Annotated in this window: 12 protein-coding genes; 6 read left to right on the top strand and 6 right to left on the bottom strand. The window is 68.9% G+C overall.

Translation table 11 applies throughout. The features are described 5' to 3' along the window. Window positions 1-54 precede the first annotated feature (54 nt). The 6 genes from ACVCL3_RS10190 to ACVCL3_RS10215 all read left to right on the top strand — a co-directional run bounded on the left by ACVCL3_RS10190 (window position 55) and on the right by ACVCL3_RS10215 (window position 8,825). Window positions 55-1,365: a serine hydrolase domain-containing protein gene (locus tag ACVCL3_RS10190; protein WP_447101182.1), complete on the top strand. Its 1,311-nt coding sequence runs from the start codon at window positions 55-57 to the stop codon at window positions 1,363-1,365. 31 nt (window positions 1,366-1,396) lie between these two features. Then, window positions 1,397-3,568 (top strand): formylglycine-generating enzyme family protein, encoded by a 2,172-nt coding sequence (locus ACVCL3_RS10195; RefSeq protein ID WP_447101183.1) that lies wholly within the window; start codon window positions 1,397-1,399, stop codon window positions 3,566-3,568. After that, window positions 3,565-5,409 (top strand): glycoside hydrolase family 127 protein, encoded by a 1,845-nt coding sequence (locus tag ACVCL3_RS10200; RefSeq protein ID WP_447101184.1) that lies wholly within the window; start codon window positions 3,565-3,567, stop codon window positions 5,407-5,409. Before ACVCL3_RS10195 ends, ACVCL3_RS10200 begins: the two co-directional genes overlap by 4 nt. Before the next feature lie 138 nt (window positions 5,410-5,547). Next, complete coding sequence (locus ACVCL3_RS10205) at window positions 5,548-6,735, top strand: CaiB/BaiF CoA transferase family protein (protein WP_395120960.1); 1,188 nt, start codon at window positions 5,548-5,550, stop codon at window positions 6,733-6,735. A 163-nt stretch (window positions 6,736-6,898) separates the two neighbouring features. Next, window positions 6,899-7,096, top strand: coding sequence for a CsbD family protein (locus ACVCL3_RS10210; RefSeq protein ID WP_395120959.1), 198 nt, complete (start codon window positions 6,899-6,901; stop codon window positions 7,094-7,096). 400 nt (window positions 7,097-7,496) lie between these two features. Continuing rightward, on the top strand, window positions 7,497-8,825 hold the full coding sequence (locus ACVCL3_RS10215) for a Fic family protein (protein WP_447101185.1): 1,329 nt from the start codon (window positions 7,497-7,499) through the stop codon (window positions 8,823-8,825). Window positions 8,826-8,975: 150 nt separating this feature from the next. On the opposite strand, the gene mnhG is transcribed toward ACVCL3_RS10215, so the two are convergent. From mnhG to ACVCL3_RS10245, 6 genes are read right to left on the bottom strand one after another with little or no spacing between them, the layout of a single operon-like run. Then, window positions 8,976-9,329, bottom strand: a complete 354-nt coding sequence (mnhG, locus tag ACVCL3_RS10220; RefSeq protein ID WP_447101186.1) for a monovalent cation/H(+) antiporter subunit G — start codon at window positions 9,327-9,329, stop codon at window positions 8,976-8,978. Continuing rightward, the gene (locus ACVCL3_RS10225) at window positions 9,326-9,607 is read right to left on the bottom strand and encodes a K+/H+ antiporter subunit F (protein WP_395120956.1); all 282 of its coding nucleotides are present in this window, start codon (window positions 9,605-9,607) and stop codon (window positions 9,326-9,328) included. The genes mnhG and ACVCL3_RS10225 overlap by 4 nt, the downstream gene beginning before the upstream one ends. Further along, the gene (locus ACVCL3_RS10230; protein WP_447101187.1) at window positions 9,604-10,092 is read right to left on the bottom strand and encodes a Na+/H+ antiporter subunit E; all 489 of its coding nucleotides are present in this window, start codon (window positions 10,090-10,092) and stop codon (window positions 9,604-9,606) included. The genes ACVCL3_RS10225 and ACVCL3_RS10230 overlap by 4 nt, the downstream gene beginning before the upstream one ends. After that, entirely contained in the window at window positions 10,089-11,684 is a 1,596-nt protein-coding gene (locus ACVCL3_RS10235) for a monovalent cation/H+ antiporter subunit D (protein WP_395120954.1), read from the bottom strand. The genes ACVCL3_RS10230 and ACVCL3_RS10235 overlap by 4 nt, the downstream gene beginning before the upstream one ends. Continuing rightward, entirely contained in the window at window positions 11,681-12,022 is a 342-nt protein-coding gene (locus ACVCL3_RS10240; RefSeq protein WP_395120953.1) for a Na+/H+ antiporter subunit C, read from the bottom strand. The genes ACVCL3_RS10235 and ACVCL3_RS10240 overlap by 4 nt, the downstream gene beginning before the upstream one ends. Next, window positions 12,022-14,922, bottom strand: a complete 2,901-nt coding sequence (locus ACVCL3_RS10245; RefSeq protein ID WP_447101188.1) for a monovalent cation/H+ antiporter subunit A — start codon at window positions 14,920-14,922, stop codon at window positions 12,022-12,024. The genes ACVCL3_RS10240 and ACVCL3_RS10245 overlap by 1 nt, the downstream gene beginning before the upstream one ends. Window positions 14,923-15,254 lie beyond the last annotated feature (332 nt).

Consider the following 15,254-nt stretch of genomic DNA (forward strand, 5'->3'; position numbering starts at 1 on the left):
CGGGCCGCGGCATCCTCGTCCCTCCCCCGGGATGCCGCGGCCGGCGAGACCTCGATGAGCCGAGCCGACGCCAACACCCGATCCGGCAGCCGCCTTCGCGCCGTGCTGGTGGTCGCCTGCCTGCTGGCCACCGTGCTGCCGGCGCGGGCAGCGGCGCCGCTGCCTGCGGCCCGTGCCGACACGCAAGGCGTCTCGGCGGTGCGCCTGCAGCGCCTGCACGACTTCATGGACAGGGCGACCGGCGCTGACGGCTACCTCGGCGGCGTCACCCTGGTGGCTCGCAACGGCCGCATCGTGGACTGGCAGGCCTACGGCCATCGCGACCTGGCGCGGCGCGAGCCGATGCGCAGGGACGCGATCTTCCGCATCTACTCGATGACCAAGACGGTGACCTCGGTCGCGGTGATGATGCTGGTGGAGGAAGGCAAGCTCACCCTGGACGATCCGCTGTCACGCTACCTGCCGGGCTTCCAGGCGCCGCAGGTGATGGTCGGCGGCACCGCCGACGCGCCGAAACTGCGCGCAGCGGACAAGCCCGTCACCCTGCATGCGCTGCTCACCCATACCGCGGGTTATCCGGCTGGCGTCAAGGGCGACGAGCAAGCGGTCACGCTGATGGAGCGCATCGACCCGCACGGCGCGAGCGACCTGCGCGGCTTCGCCGAACGCATGAGCCGCGTGCCGCTGGCCGCCGACCCCGGCACGCGCTTCGGCTACGACGGTGCCTCGCTGGAACTGCTGGCGCGGGTGGTCGAGGTGGTCTCCGGGCAATCGTTCGACCGCTTCCTGCGCCAGCGCATCTTCGAGCCGTTGGCGATGCACGACACCGGCTTCAGCGTGCCGGCGGCACAGCGCGCGCGCGTGGTCGATCTCACCCGGATGAGCGCGGCCGGCAAGCTGGAGATCGCCGACACCACCAGTGCACGGCATCCCGGCGAGCCGCTCAACGCCTACGACAGCGGCGCCGGCGGCCTGTATTCCACCGCCGGCGACTATGCCCGCTTCGCCCAGATGCTGCTCGACGGCGGGACGCTGGACGGACACCAACTGCTCGGCCGCAAGACGGTGGAGCTGATGCTGCGCAACCACCTCACCATGCTCGACCCGCCGGTGACCCAGTTCAGCGACGCCGAGGGCTTCGGCCTCGGCGGTTACGTGGTGCTCGATCCGGCCCGCCGCGGCCAGCTCGGCTCGCCCGGCCAGTTCGGCTGGAGCGGCGCGGCCTCGACCTACTACACGATCGATCCGCACGAGCACCTGCTGGCGATCCTGATGCTGCAGCACCTGCCGCGCGAGGATGGCGGCAGGGACCTGCCACGGATCAGCCGCAACTTCTACGATCTGGTCTACCAGGCGCTGCCATGACTTCACCACGCACGGCTTTACCGAGTACCCGATGAGCACCGACCCCGATTCGCCCGACCACACCGCCGCCCCGCGCGTGACGCACGAATTCAAGTTCTCCCACGTCACCACCGGCCGCTATCTGCCCACCCCGGGCAAGGCGCCGGGCTGGCCGTTCGCCGAGATCGGCCACTGGAAGACGGACGTGGACGGCTGCGTCGACGATTGGGTCCGCGAGCTGACCGACTGGCGCCGCGAGCACCTCGTGCGGATAGGCTACGACGACGCCAACTACCGCCGCCCCGAGCTGCAGTGGGCGCAGCGCAATTTCGTGCACGCGCAGATGATGGTGGAGGATCGTTATTTCTACGATCCGGTGGCCGGCAAGTACACCGTCGACCGTTACCTGGACGATCTCGAGGCACGCTTCGGCGGCATCGACAGCGTGCTGCTCTGGTTCGTCTACCCCAATATCGGCATCGACGACCGCAACAAGACCGATCTCGCGCACGATCTGCCCGGCGGCCTCGATGGTCTCAAAAGCGCGGTGGACGATTTCCACCGCCGCGGCGTGCGCGTGTTCCTGCCCACCATGCCGTGGGACCACGGCACGCGCGAGGCGGAACAGAACGACTGGCAGGCGATCGCCGAACTGGTCAAGGCGGTCGGCGCCGACGGCATCAACGGCGACACTTACAACGGCGTGCCGCGCGCGTTCTTCGACGCCTGCGACGCGCTCGGCTGCCCGGTGGTGCTGCAGCCGGAGTCCACCATCAGCGCCGAGGAGCAGCTGATCTGGAACGTGCAGAGCTGGGGCAAGAAGGCGCCGAACGAGGCGATCCCGCCGGTGGCCAAGTGGAAGTGGCTGGAGCCGCGCCACATGATCAACTACGAGAACCGCTGGGGCCGCGATCGCAACCACGACCTGCAGTACATCTTCTTCAACGGCATCGGCTACAACGCCTGGGAAAATGTCTGGGGCATCTGGAACCAGTTCACCCCGCGCGACGCCGAAGCGCTGCGCCGGATCGCTTCGATCGAACGCCAGTTCGCGGCGGCGATGGTCAGCCTGGACTGGCGACCGTACGAGCGCACACTGCAGGCCGGCGTGTTCGCCAGCCGCTTTCCGACCGACGGCTACACGCTGTGGACCCTGGTCAACCGCCACGAATACGCGGTGAGCGGCGAGCAGATCGCGCTGCCGCATCGCGACGGCGCGCAGTACTACGACGCCTGGCACGGCGTGCCGCTGCAGCCACGGCTGGACGGCGATCGCGCGGTGTTCGACTTCGCGCTGGAGGGCCGCGGCTTCGGCGCGCTGCTGGCGCTCTCGCCGGGCGCCGCGATCGATGGACTCGACGCCTTCCTTGCGCGCATGCGCGAACTCTCGTCCGTGCCGCTGCAGTCGCTGTCGGCCCAGTGGCGTTCGCTGCCGCAGCAGCTGGTGCCGATCGCGCCCACCCGCCCCGCTGCCGAAGCCCCGCCCGGCATGCTGGCGATTCCCGCCGGCACGTTCGACTTCGTGGTCGGCGGTGTCGAGATCGAGGGCCAGACCTGGGAAGGCAACGACGTGCAGTACCCGTGGGAGGACAGCGCGCGCCGCAGCCATCGCCGCCGGATGCAGATGCCGGCGTTCTTCATCGACCGCACGCCGGTGACCAATGCGCAGTTCCGCGAATTCCTCCAGGCCAGCGGCTGGCAGCCGCGCGACCCGCACAACTTCCTGCGCCACTGGCGTGACGGCGCGCCGCCGCCGGGCTGGGACGACAAGCCGGTGACCTGGGTCGCGATCGAGGACGCGCGCGCCTACGCGGCCTGGGCCGGCAAGCGCCTGCCGCACGAATGGGAATGGCAGTACGCCGCGCAGGGCCAAGACGGGCGACGCTACCCGTGGGGCAACGACTGGGACGAGACGATGGTGCCCGCCGCCAACCGCGGACGCACGCTGCGCGCGCCCGACGATATCGACGCGCATCCCGCCGCGGCCAGCCCGTTCGGCCTGCTCGATCTGGTCGGCAACGTCTGGCAATGGACCGACGAGTACGCCGACGCGCACACCCGCGCCGCGATCCTTCGCGGCGGCAGCAGCTACCAGCCGCAGACCTCGCACTGGTACTTCCCGCAGGCGTACCGGCTCGACCAGCACGGCAAGTACCTGCTGATGGCGCCGTGCAAGGACCGCTCCGGCAGCGTCGGCTTCCGCTGCGTGGTGGATGCAGCATGAGCGAAGCAGCGGCGACCCGCGTGCAGCTCGACGGCCTGCTCGGCGAGGCGCTGGCCGCCAACCTGCGCGGCCGGCTCGCGCATTTCATCGTCGATGAACACAGCCCCGCGATCGCGCTGTTCGCGCCCGAGCGGCGCAACGAGAACCGCGAGGGCGACTGGTACGGCGAGCACGCCGGCAAGTGGCTGGTCGCCGCGGCGAAGGCGGCCGCGCGCAGCGGCGATGCCGCGTTGCGCGCGAACGTGCTGCGCGTCGCCGACTACCTGGTGTCGATCCAGGAGGCCGACGGCTACCTCGGCACCTACGCGCCGGATCACCGCTTCATGCGCCCGCAGCCGCCGAAGCCGGCCAGCTGGGACGGCGCCCCCAGCGTGCGCACCTGGGACATCTGGACGCACGCCTACCTGATCCTCGGCCTGCTCGAAGTGCAGCGGCACTTCCCCGCGCCGCACTACCTCGAAGCCGCGCGCCGGATCGGCGACCTGTGCCGGCACACACTGACCGACGGCGGCATCGACATCACCGAGCTGGGCAACCACCACGGCCTGTCGGCGACGGTGCTGATGGACCCGGCCACCGAGCTGTACTTCGCCACCGGCGAACCGCGTTATCTCGAACTGGCGCAGCGCGTGCTGCAGCAGGCGAACGGCCACCCCGAGCTGGCGCTGCTCACGCGTGCGCTGGAGGGCGCGGACGTTTCCACCATCGCCACCGGCAAGGCCTATCAGCTGGCGTGGAACCTGGTCGGCCTGGCCAAGCTGCATCGTGCCACCGGCAACGCGGATTACCGCCGCGCGGTGGAGCACGCCTGGCGCAGCATCCGCGAGCACCACCTCACCCTGGGCGGCGGGCCGTGGGGCGGCGTGGGCCATCGCTCGCGCGAGGTGTTCAACCCGGCTGGCGTGTTCAGCCCTTACGGTTACGTGGAAACCTGCTCGTCGCTGGCGTGGATCCAGTTGAACCGGGAGCTGCTGGCGATCACCGGCGAGGCGCGCTACGCGGAGGAGATCGAACGCACCGCGTACAACGACCTGCTCGGCGCGCAGGCGCCCAACGGCGAGGACTGGTGCTACTACGTGTTCCCGAACGGCCGCCGCGTGCACACCACCTACTGGCGCTGCTGCAAGTCCAGCGGCGCGATGGCGCTGGAGGAGCTGCCTGCCCTTGCCTACCGGCAAGCTGTCGACGGCAGTATCGCGGTCAACCTCTACGGCCCCGGCGAAGCGGGGTTCAAACTCGCCGGCAGCGAGCTGCGTATCGTGCAGGACACTGCCTGGCCGTATCCCGGCGATATCCGCCTGCGCCTCGCCATGTCGCGCCCGGCGCACTTCGCATTGAAGTTGCGCATCCCGTCGTGGGCCACGGACGCCACGCTCACGATCAACGGCGCGGATGCCAGCGTCGCCCTGGTGCCGGGACATTACGCCATGCTCGAACGGGAATGGCGCGACGGCGATGAACTGCTGGCGCATTTTCCGATGCGGCCGCAGCTGCATCGCGCGATCAACCGCAACGTGCAGGAGTCGCGCGCACCGGACGGCAGCCAAGTGCGCCAGGAAGTGCTGCACTTCGAGTACGCCGCCATCACCTGCGGCCCGCTGGTGTATGCCACGGGACTGGTCGACGGCTTCAAGGTCGAGGAAACCCTGCGCTTGCCCGACGCGCCGCGCGCGCAATGGCTGGCGCTGCAACCCGCAGCGGGCGACAGCGCGCCGCGCATCGTGCTGGACCCGGGCTATCGCGCACCGCTGGAATTCACGCCGTACTTCGCCGCCGGTGGCCGTGTCGACGGTAGCTGGCGGCTGTGCTGGCTGCCGCTGGCACCTGAGCCCGCCGGATGACGCCGCCAGCGCGCCGGGCCGCGCGCATCACACAAGAATTTGTGGCGCCAGAACATAGCCGTCCCGCCTGTTTCCCCGCCGGGGCATGGTGCACAGTGGCCCGCAGCAACCACCCCGATCCCGATGGATGCATCGCGCATGGAAACCTCCCCGCCTGAGTCGAACGCCGCCCGCCACGGCCCGCTGGGCGGCGTGCGCGTGCTGGACCTGAGCGCCTACATCGCCGGGCCATACGCCTGTTCGCTGCTGGCCGACCAGGGCGCGGACGTGATCAAGGTCGAGCCGCCCAGCGGCGACAACCTGCGCCAGTACCCTTCCACGCTTCCCAGCGAGAGCCGCGCCTTCCTCGGCGTCAACCGCAGCAAGCGCGGCATCGTGCTCGACCTCAAGCGTGCGGACGACCACGCCGCACTGCTGAAGCTGGTACGCGATGCCGACGTGCTGGTACACAATTTCCGCCCCGGCGTGCCCGAGCGCCTGCACATCGGCCACGAGCAGCTGAGCCTGATCAACCCGCGGCTGGTCTACTGCGCGATCACCGGCTACGGCGACAGCGGCCCGCTGAAAGACAAGGCCGGCTACGACCAGGTGCTGCAGACCATGACCGGCATGTGCACGCTGCAGGGCAAGCGCGGCGGGCCGCCGGAGATCATCTACGGCTCGGTGGTCGACTACTACGCCGCGGCGCTGCTGGCCGCCGGCGTGTCGTCGGCGCTGTACGAACGCGAGCGCAGCGGCCTGGGCCAGTTCGTCGGCGTGTCGCTGCTGCGCAGCGCGCTGACCATGCAGTCGGCGCGGATGATCTGGGCCGAGGGCGAGTCGCTCGACATCGGCCGCGACATGCGCTCCGGCGGAGTCACCGGCATCCACCCCACGCGCGATGGCTGGATCTACATCTCGGCCAACACGGCGCGCTTCTGGAAGGCGCTGTGCGCGAAGACCGGCCTCGGCGCGCTGGCCGACGATCCGCGCTACGACACCGTGCGCAAGCGCGCGCAGCACTTCGCCGAGATCCTGCCGCAACTGCACGCGGCGCTCGCCGCGCGCAGCGCGCTGGAATGGGAGGACCTGTTCGGCGACGAGGTACCGTGCGCCGCCGCGCGACGGATCGAGGACATGTTCGACCACCCCCAAGTGCAATCGCAGGGCATCATCGACACCTTCGAGCACCCGCTGGTGGGCCGTTACCGCGGCGTCGCCCAGTCGATCCGCTTCGGCCGCACGCCGGGACCGGCGCCGTTTGCCGCGCCGGTGCTGGACCAGGACACCGCCGCCGTGATCGCCGCGCTCGAGGACGATGCCGACAGCGCATTCGGCAAACGCTGATCCGGCGCGGCAGGCGCACCCGCGACCTGCCCATCATGAACGCCCCCGCCCCCTCTACACGAACTGACGACCCGCCGCTCACACGGATTCCGGAGAGTGGGTGGCGCGGGAGGGTTTCCCCCGGAAGCCCCCGCCGCGAGTCCCCAACACGGAGTCGACACACATGAACAACGACCGCATCCAAGGCAACTGGAAACAGCTCACCGGCAAGATCAAGGCCAAGTGGGGCGACCTGACCGACGACGACCTGACCCGTGCCGAGGGCAACACCGAATACCTGGTGGGCAAGGTGCAGGAGCGTTACGGCATCGCCCGCGACGAGGCGCAGCGCCAGGTGAAGGAGTTCGAGCGCACGCTGTAATCGCCGCGCCGGTTCGCGGCAGGGCCAGCTTCGCATCGGCCCTGCCGCGTTCAGCCCTCTCGCGTCGGCTGCGGCACCTCCAGCGAGCCTTCCTCGCGGTCGCGGTACAGCGCGGGCCGGCAGTTCGAACTGGTGTCACGCACACCAAAGGCCAGCCGGCCTTCGGCGCCCAGGTGCCCGGCCCCGATGGCAGCCGCCGCCCAAGCAGGCTGATCACCACCACCTCGTCGGCTATCGGGTCTGCACACCACAAGCGTGGGCTCCTACATATTGCGGGTGGAGGAGGTACCGCCCGCTCTGGGTTCATGGCGTACGGGCGGCCCGTCGCGAAGCCGGCGCATGGCACTGTCAATTTGCTACTAATTACGCTATCAATTAGTAGCAAATTGACAGGTGCCCCATGAAACTCCCCATGCCACCCCCGGCGCTCGGCGACCTGTTCGAGCGTTCCGACGTCCGCAAGATACTTCTCGCCAAGCTTGGCCCCGAGGTCAAGGGACGATACGAGCACTGGGATCAGCTGCGCCATCTCACGCCACCCGAGAACCTGACGCCTGAAGAATGGTGGCTGGGAATCAAGATGGCGCGCCGCGGGTTGCGCCAGGAAATGCCGTTGAAGGACAAGGCGGGCAACCCATTCACCGTCGTTCCGAGTGACAGCATCCAGCGAAACCTGTTCCTGATTGGCCGTGATGCCGCTGGCGCGCTTCGTGGCCAGGAGGCATCTCAATCAGAAGTCACCCGCGAACATTACCTCGTTCGATCCCTGATGGAAGAAGCGATGACTTCGTCGCAGCTTGAGGGAGCTGCCACGACCACCCAAGTCGCAAAAGACATGCTTCGCAGTGGGCGGGAGCCGCGTGATTACGGCGAACGCATGATCTACAACAACTACCTGGCCATGCGCGAACTGAAAGCATGGAGGCAGCGGCCGCTGACCCCTGCGGCGGTTTTCGAGATCCACCGCAAACTGACCGACGGAACGCTCGAGGACGAGGGATGCGCGGGAAGGTTCCGGTTGCCCTCGGAAGACATCGTCATCGAGGACGAGACCGGTCGCGTTCTCCACGTGCCTCCACCGGCACGGGAGCTCGAGCAGCGCCTGCAGTCCCTTTGCGACTTCGCCAACCAGTCGGACGACGGCGAGCACTTCGTGCATCCGGTGGTCAGGGCGATCCTGATCCACTTCCAGATCGGCTACGACCATCCGTTCGTCGACGGAAATGGCCGGACCGCCAGGACGTTGTTCTACTGGTCGCTGCTGAGATCGGGTTTCTGGATGGCGGAGTATCTGTCGATATCGAGCATCCTGAAACGGGCGCCCGCCCAATACATGCGGTCATACCTGTACACGGAGACTGATGAGGGAGACACCACCTATTTCGTGGCTCACCAGCTGACCGCCATTCTCGAAGCCATCGACGGCGTTCATCGCTACATCACCCGAAAACAGAATGAGCAGGCAGCCGCCGCGGCGCTGCTCAAACCCGGCAGCCCGTTGGCTCACCAGATCAACCACAGGCAAAGAGCGCTCCTTCTGAACGCCCTCAAGAACCCGGGAAAGGTCTTCACCATCGAAATGCACCGTAGAAGCCACGGCACGTCATACCAGACCGCCAGGGCCGACCTGCTTGCCCTGGTGGCCGAAGGGTTCCTGCGCCAATCCCGCGAAGGAAAGGCCTTCGTGTTCGTTCCGGTGCCCGATCTCGAAAAACGATTGCATGCATGACCATGGCTTGGCTTCGTCACACGCGGGATCGCGCGTGACGAGGCCGGGCGACAGGGTGTTCTAGCGGATACGGCAGGCGGTTCGCCGCGGCATCGGATCGCCGGGCCGGCACGTTCGCCTCGGTCCGGCTCCGTCAGCGCTCTCGCCCAATCAGTCGTGCGACGTCAGCTGCGGCACGTCCTGCGAGCCTTCCTCGCGGTCGCGGTACAGCGCGGCGCGCACCAGCAGCATCAGGGTGATCGGGGTGGTCAGGGTGAGGAACACGCCGATCAGCACCTCGTTGAAGATCGGCCGGCCGTGCAGCACCGAGAAGCAGGTGATCGAGGCGGCCAGCATGAAGAACGTGCCCAGCGTGGTGCCCAGCGTGGGTGCGTGCACGCGCTGGTAGAAGTTCTTCAGGCGCAGCAGGCCGAGCGAGCCGACGAAGGCGAACAGCGCGCCGAGCAGCATCAGCACGGCGACGATGATGGCTGCCCATGGCGGCAGGGCGTCGAGGTGGCTCATTCGATCACCTGCCCGCGCATCAGGAATTTCGACAGCGCCACCGTGCTGGCGAAGCCGAGCAGGGCGATGATCAGGCCGGCCTCGACGTAGAGCATGCTGCCGCTGCGGATGCCGATGGTCAGCAGCAGGATCATCGCGTTGACGTACAGGGCGTCCAGCGCCACCACGCGGTCCTGCGCGCGCGGGCCGCGCACCATGCGGATCAGCGAGAAGGCCATCGCCAGCAGCAGCAGGATCTGCGCCGCGCGGATCGACACGTCGAGCAGTTCGTGGCTCATTGGAAAACCTCCAGCAGGGGGCGTTCGTAGCGCTGCTTGATCGAGTCGATCCAGCCGGCCTCGTCGACCAGGTCCAGCACGTGGATCAGCAGGATGTTGGCGTCGGAGTCGTAGCTGACCCAGATCGTGCCGGGGGTGGAGGTGATGATGCACGACAGCACGGCCAGGCCGTAATGGTCGGTCAACTCCAGCGGGATCGCCACGAAACCCGAGTGCAACGGGCGCTTGTTGAACAGCACGATGCGCGCCACCGCGAGGTTGGAGCGCACGATGTCCAGCACCACGCGCACGAACAGGCGCAGCAGCAACGGATAGTGGCGCAGCCGCGCCTTGGGCGGGTCCAGCAGGTCGAGCATCCGGCCCAGCACGATGCCGAGCACGATGCCGAGCAGCACGGTGCCGGGCGACACGCTCTGGTTGAAGATCAGCCAGATCAGCGCCAGCAGCGCGGACAGCAGCGGATGCGGCAGCCAGCGGCGGATCATGGTGCGACCTCGGCGCCCGGCAGCACGGCGTGGATGTAGTTGCCCGGCGCATGCAGCTGCGCGGCGGTGTCGCGCAAATAGTGCAGCGGCCGCTCGGGCCAGACCGTCAGCAGCAGGCACAGGCCCAGCAGCAGCGCGACGGAGACGCTCTCGGTGAGGCGCACCTTCGGAAAGATCCGCTCCGGCTCGACCCAGAAGATCTGGATGCCGGCGCGGCACAGCGCGGTCACGGTGCAGAAACCGGCCGCCACGACCAGCGCGAACAGCAGCTGCGCGCCGCGCCCGGCGTCATCGAGCATCGGCGCCAGCAGGGCGAACTTGGCCAGGAAACCGGACAGCGGCGGCAGCCCCGCCAGCAGCACCGCGCAGGCCGAGAAGCTCAGGCCCAGCATCGCGATCGGCGCCGGGATCACCACGCGGCTCTCGTCCTCCTGCGCGTACAGGCTCTCGTTCGCGGGGGTTTCGCCGGGCTGCTCGTACGGTTCCAGGCTCAGCGTGTCGTCGGTGTCGTCGTCGCCGTCGGAGGCGAGCAGGCCGGCAATCAGGAAGAACGCGGCGATCGCCAGGGTGGAGATCACCAGGTAGGCCAGCGCGCCGGCGGTCACCGCGCTCTGCTGCAGGCCGATCGCGCCGAGCAGGGTGCCGGCGGAGACCACCACGTTGTAGCCGGCCAGCTTGCCGAGGTCGCGCGCGCCCAGCATGCCGATGGTGCCGGCCACCAGCGTGGCCATGCCGCCCCACAGCATCCACGCGCTGCCGAAATGCGCCGAGGCGGGCCCGGCGCCAGCGCCGAACAGCAGCAGGCCGAGGCGCAGCAGCACGTAGATGCCGAGCTTGGTCATCAGCGCGAACATCGCGGCCACCGCCGGCGCCGCGGCCGCGTAGGTGCGCGGCAGCCAGAAGCCGAGCGGCCACATCGCGGTCTTGATCAGGAACGCCACGCCGAGCAGCGCCGCGCCCGCATGCAGCAGCGCGCGGGTGCGCTCCGGCACGTGCGGGATCAGCTCGGCCAGCGCCGCCATGTTGAGCGTGCCGGTGACGCCGAAGATCAGGCTGACGCCGAGCAGGAACAGCATCGAGGCGGTCAGGTTGACCGCGATGTAATGCAGCCCCGCGCTGACCCGCCGCGCACCGGAGCCGTGCAGCGCCAGGCCGTAGGACGCCGCCAGCAGCACTTCGAAGAACACGAAAAGATTGAACAGGTCGCCGGTGAGGAAGGCGCCGTTCAAGCCCATCAGCAGGAACTGCAGCAGCGGCTGGAAATGGCCGCCGCGATGCTGCCAGCGACCCAGCGCATACGGCAGCAACGCCAGCGCCAGCACGCTGGTGAGCAGCACCATCAGCGCCGAGAGCCGGTCCGCCACCAGCACGATGCCGAAGCGCGCCGGCCAGTCGCCGATGCGGTAGACCGCCGCCAGCGCGCCGTCGGCGGACACCTCCAGCAGCAGCGCGGCGGCCAGTAGCACCAGCGCCACGCACGAGGCGATGCTCAGCGCCAGCGCCGTGCGCCGGCGCTTCTCGCCCACCAGCAGCTGCAGCGCGGCAATGAGCAGCGGCAGCAGGATCGGCGCGACGACCAGGTGCTGGCTCACGGCGTGCCGTCCTCGCCGTCGACGTGGTCGTTGCCGGTCAGCCCGCGCGAGGTCAGCAGCACCACCAGGAACAGCGCGGTGGTGGCGAAACCGATCACGATCGCGGTGAGCACCAGCGCCTGCGGCAGCGGGTCGGTGTACTGCGCGACGTTGCCGGCCACCTCGTGCAGCACCGGATCGGCGCCGGTGCGCAGGCCGCCGATGGAGAAGATGAAGAGGTTCACGGCATAGGAAATCAGGGTCAGCCCGATGATCACCTGGAAGCTGCGCGGACGCAGCAGCAGCCACACGCCGGAGGCAGCGAGAATCCCGATCGCGGCGGCCAGCACCAGTTCCATCAGCCCTCCCCTTCCGCGGCGGCGGCCGACACCTGGCGCGGACGCCGCAGCGACTGGTGCGCCAGCGCGATCAGCATCAGGATGGTCGCGCCCACCACCGTGGCGAACACGCCAAGGTCGAACAGCAGCGCCGTCGCCAGCGGCACGCGGCCGAACAGCGGCAGCGCCAGGTACTGAAAATGACTGGTCAGGAATGGACGTCCAAATACCAGCGAGCCTAAGCCCGTGAACAAGGCCAGCAGCAGCCCGGCGCCGATCCAGCGCAGCGGCAGCACGCGCAGGCGCGACTCCACCCAGCGCGCGCCGCGCGCCATGTACAGCAGGATCAGCGCCACCGCCACGGTGATGCCGGCGACGAAGCCGCCGCCCGGCAGGTCGTGCCCGCGCAGGAACAGGTGCAGCCCGAACAGCAGGATCACGGGCGCCATCAACTGGATGATCAGGCCGGGGATCATCAGGTAGTCGGTCAGCGATCGGTCCGCCGCGCGGCCGGGCCCGTCCGCCTCCAGTACCGTCTGCTGGCGTTGCTGCTGGGGCGCGCTGATGCTTTCGGCGGCCGGGCGGAAACGGCGCAGCAAGGCGAACACGGTCAGCGCCACGATCGCCAGCACGCTGATCTCGCCCAGCGTGTCGAAGCCGCGGAAGTCGACCAGGATCACGTTGACCACGTTGTGGCCGCCGCCCTCGGTGTACGCCTGTTCGAGGAAGAAGCGCGAGATCGAATCGGCCACCGGATGCATCATCGCGGCGTAGGCCAGGCTGGCCACGCCGACGCCCACCGCCAGCGCGATCACGATGTCGCGGCGGCGACGGAAGCGCTGGCGCCACCCCTCGGGCGTGAACCCGGCAATGCGCTTGGGCAGCCAGCGCAGGCCGAGCAGGATCAGGATGGTGGTGACCACCTCCACCAGCAGCTGCGTCGCCGCCAGGTCTGGCGCCGACAGCCACACGAAGCTCACGCACGAGACCAGCCCGGCGCCGCCGCTGAGCACCAGCGCGGCGAGGCGGTGGAACTTGGCCTGGGTTGCCGCGCCGATCGCGCAGGCCGCGCCGAGCAGCCACAGCAGGGCGAACGCCGGATCGATGCTGGACCAGTGCGGGCGAAAATCCAGCGGTGCCGTGGTTGCCGCCAGCACGGCGGCCAGCAGGGCGAGCAGCACGATCCACAGCAACTGCGACTGCAGCCGCCGGCTCGGGTAGAGCCGTTCGATCCGCTGCGGCCAGTCCGCCGCGAACACCGCCAGTGCGCGCTCGAAGATCCGCTTGCCGCTGAAGCGGCTGGTCAGCGGCGCCGTCTCGATGGCATCGAAGCGACGGCGCAGGCTGGCGAACAGCAGGCAGCCGGCGGCGAAGGCGAATACGCTCATCAGCAGCGGCGTGGTCAGGCCGTGCCACACCGCCAGGCTGTACGCCGGCATCTCCGCGCCGAGCACCGCGCCGGCCGCCGCGTGCAAGGTGGGTCCGATCACCCGCCCCGGCAGCACGCCCACCAGCAGGCAGGCCAGCGCGAGGAAGCCGATCGGCAAGCGCATCCACAGCGGCGGCTCGTGCGGCTCGCGCGGCAGGTCGGCAGGCATGCGACCGAAGAACACGCCGCGCACGAAGCGGATCGAGTAGGTCACGCCGAATGCGCTGGCCGCCACCGCGATCACCACCGAGATCGCGTCCAGCAGCGGGCCCTGGCGCACTGCCAGCGTCTCGGCGAAAAACATCTCCTTGGAGAGGAAACCGTTCAACAACGGCACCCCGGCCATCGCCGCGCCGGCCACCAGCGCCAGCGTGGCGGTGACCGGCATCACCCGGTACAGGCCGCCGAGCTTGCGCAGGTCGCGCGTGCCGGCCTCGTGGTCGACCGCGCCGGCGGCCATGAACAGCGAGGACTTGAAGGTGGCGTGGTTGACGATGTGGAAGATCGCCGCCACCACGCCCAGCGTGCTGCCCAGCCCCACCAACATGGTGATCAGGCCCAGGTGGCTGATCGTCGAATAGGCCAGCACGCCTTTCAGGTCCTGCTCGAACATCGCCGCGTAGGCGCCCAGGATCAACGTGACCAGGCCCACGCCCCCGACGATCCAGTACCACTGGTCGGTGCCGCCCAGCACCGGCCAGAAGCGCACCAGCAAAAACACGCCGGCCTTCACCATGGTGGCCGAATGCAGGTAGGCCGACGCCGGCGTGGGCGCAGACATCGCCTGCGGCAGCCAGAAGTGGAACGGGAACTGCGCGCTCTTGGTGAACGCGCCGAGCAGGATCAGCAGCAGGGTCGGCGTGTACCACGGGTGCGCGCGCACCGCCTCGCCCGCGGCGAGGATCGCGTCCAGTTCATAGCTGCCCGCGATGTGCCCCAGCAGCAGCATGCCGGCGAGCAGGCAGAAGCCGCCGCCGGAGGTGACGATCAGCGCCATCCGCGCGCCGTCGCGTGCCGACGCGCCGTGGTGCCAGTAGCCGATCAGCAGGAACGAGAACAGGCTGGTCAGCTCCCAGAAGAACACCAGCTGGATCACGTTGCCGGACATCACGATGCCCAGCATCGAACCCATGAACGCCAGCAGCAGCGCGAAGAAGCGCGCCAGCGGATCGTCCGGCGACATGTAGTAGCGCGCGTACACGCCCACCAGCGCGCCGATGCCGCAGATCAGCAGCAGCATCAGCCAGCTGAAGCCGTCCACTCGCAGCACCAGGTCCAGACCCAGCGACGGTGCCCACGGGATGGTCTGGCGCAGCACCTCGCCGGCGAGGATCGCCGGGGCCAGCCACAACGAAAGCGCCAGGCCGAGCAGCGCGGCGCCGGTCATCAGCCAGGCGGCGCGATTGTGCCCGCGCTCGCGCATCAGCCACGTCGCCGCCGCCGCCGCGAAAGGCAGGCAGAGGATGGCGCCTGGGATGAGGTTGTCGGGCATCGCTCACTGCGTTCGATGGAAAGATCGTCGGTGTCGCCCGTCACCGGACCGGCGCCCGGGTGCATCACGCACGGCTACCGCCTCGAACCAGCTGTCATGCAGGCGCGCGGCATGGCAGGCCATCGTCGCGATCACCCGCATGCACTCACCTCTGGGCTGGGAGCGTGGCGGCCAGAACCGTCCGGACTCCTCGCCCGATTCTATCGTTCGCCGCGCGCAAGCGGCAACGGCCCTGCACGGCGCTTGCACACCACCTGTTCGTACCATCACCCGTGGAATCCCGGGATGGCCGCGCGCATGCGTTGCCTCGCACCCATCCGGAGACATGATCG

Source organism: Rhodanobacter sp. UC4437_H4, from assembly GCF_052978425.1.

What these genes read in the sequence shown, in the direction of transcription:
- ACVCL3_RS10190 (WP_447101182.1), top strand. Translation starts at nt 55, where the DNA reads ATGAGCCGAGCCGACGCCAACACCCGATCCGGCAGCCGCCTTCGCGCC.
- ACVCL3_RS10195 (WP_447101183.1), top strand. Translation starts at nt 1,397, where the DNA reads ATGAGCACCGACCCCGATTCGCCCGACCACACCGCCGCCCCGCGCGTG.
- ACVCL3_RS10200 (WP_447101184.1), top strand. Translation starts at nt 3,565, where the DNA reads ATGAGCGAAGCAGCGGCGACCCGCGTGCAGCTCGACGGCCTGCTCGGC.
- ACVCL3_RS10205 (WP_395120960.1), top strand. Translation starts at nt 5,548, where the DNA reads ATGGAAACCTCCCCGCCTGAGTCGAACGCCGCCCGCCACGGCCCGCTG.
- ACVCL3_RS10210 (WP_395120959.1), top strand. Translation starts at nt 6,899, where the DNA reads ATGAACAACGACCGCATCCAAGGCAACTGGAAACAGCTCACCGGCAAG.
- ACVCL3_RS10215 (WP_447101185.1), top strand. Translation starts at nt 7,497, where the DNA reads ATGAAACTCCCCATGCCACCCCCGGCGCTCGGCGACCTGTTCGAGCGT.
- mnhG (WP_447101186.1), bottom strand. Translation starts at nt 9,329, where the DNA reads ATGAGCCACCTCGACGCCCTGCCGCCATGGGCAGCCATCATCGTCGCC.
- ACVCL3_RS10225 (WP_395120956.1), bottom strand. Translation starts at nt 9,607, where the DNA reads ATGAGCCACGAACTGCTCGACGTGTCGATCCGCGCGGCGCAGATCCTG.
- ACVCL3_RS10230 (WP_447101187.1), bottom strand. Translation starts at nt 10,092, where the DNA reads ATGATCCGCCGCTGGCTGCCGCATCCGCTGCTGTCCGCGCTGCTGGCG.
- ACVCL3_RS10240 (WP_395120953.1), bottom strand. Translation starts at nt 12,022, where the DNA reads ATGGAACTGGTGCTGGCCGCCGCGATCGGGATTCTCGCTGCCTCCGGC.
- ACVCL3_RS10245 (WP_447101188.1), bottom strand. Translation starts at nt 14,922, where the DNA reads ATGCCCGACAACCTCATCCCAGGCGCCATCCTCTGCCTGCCTTTCGCG.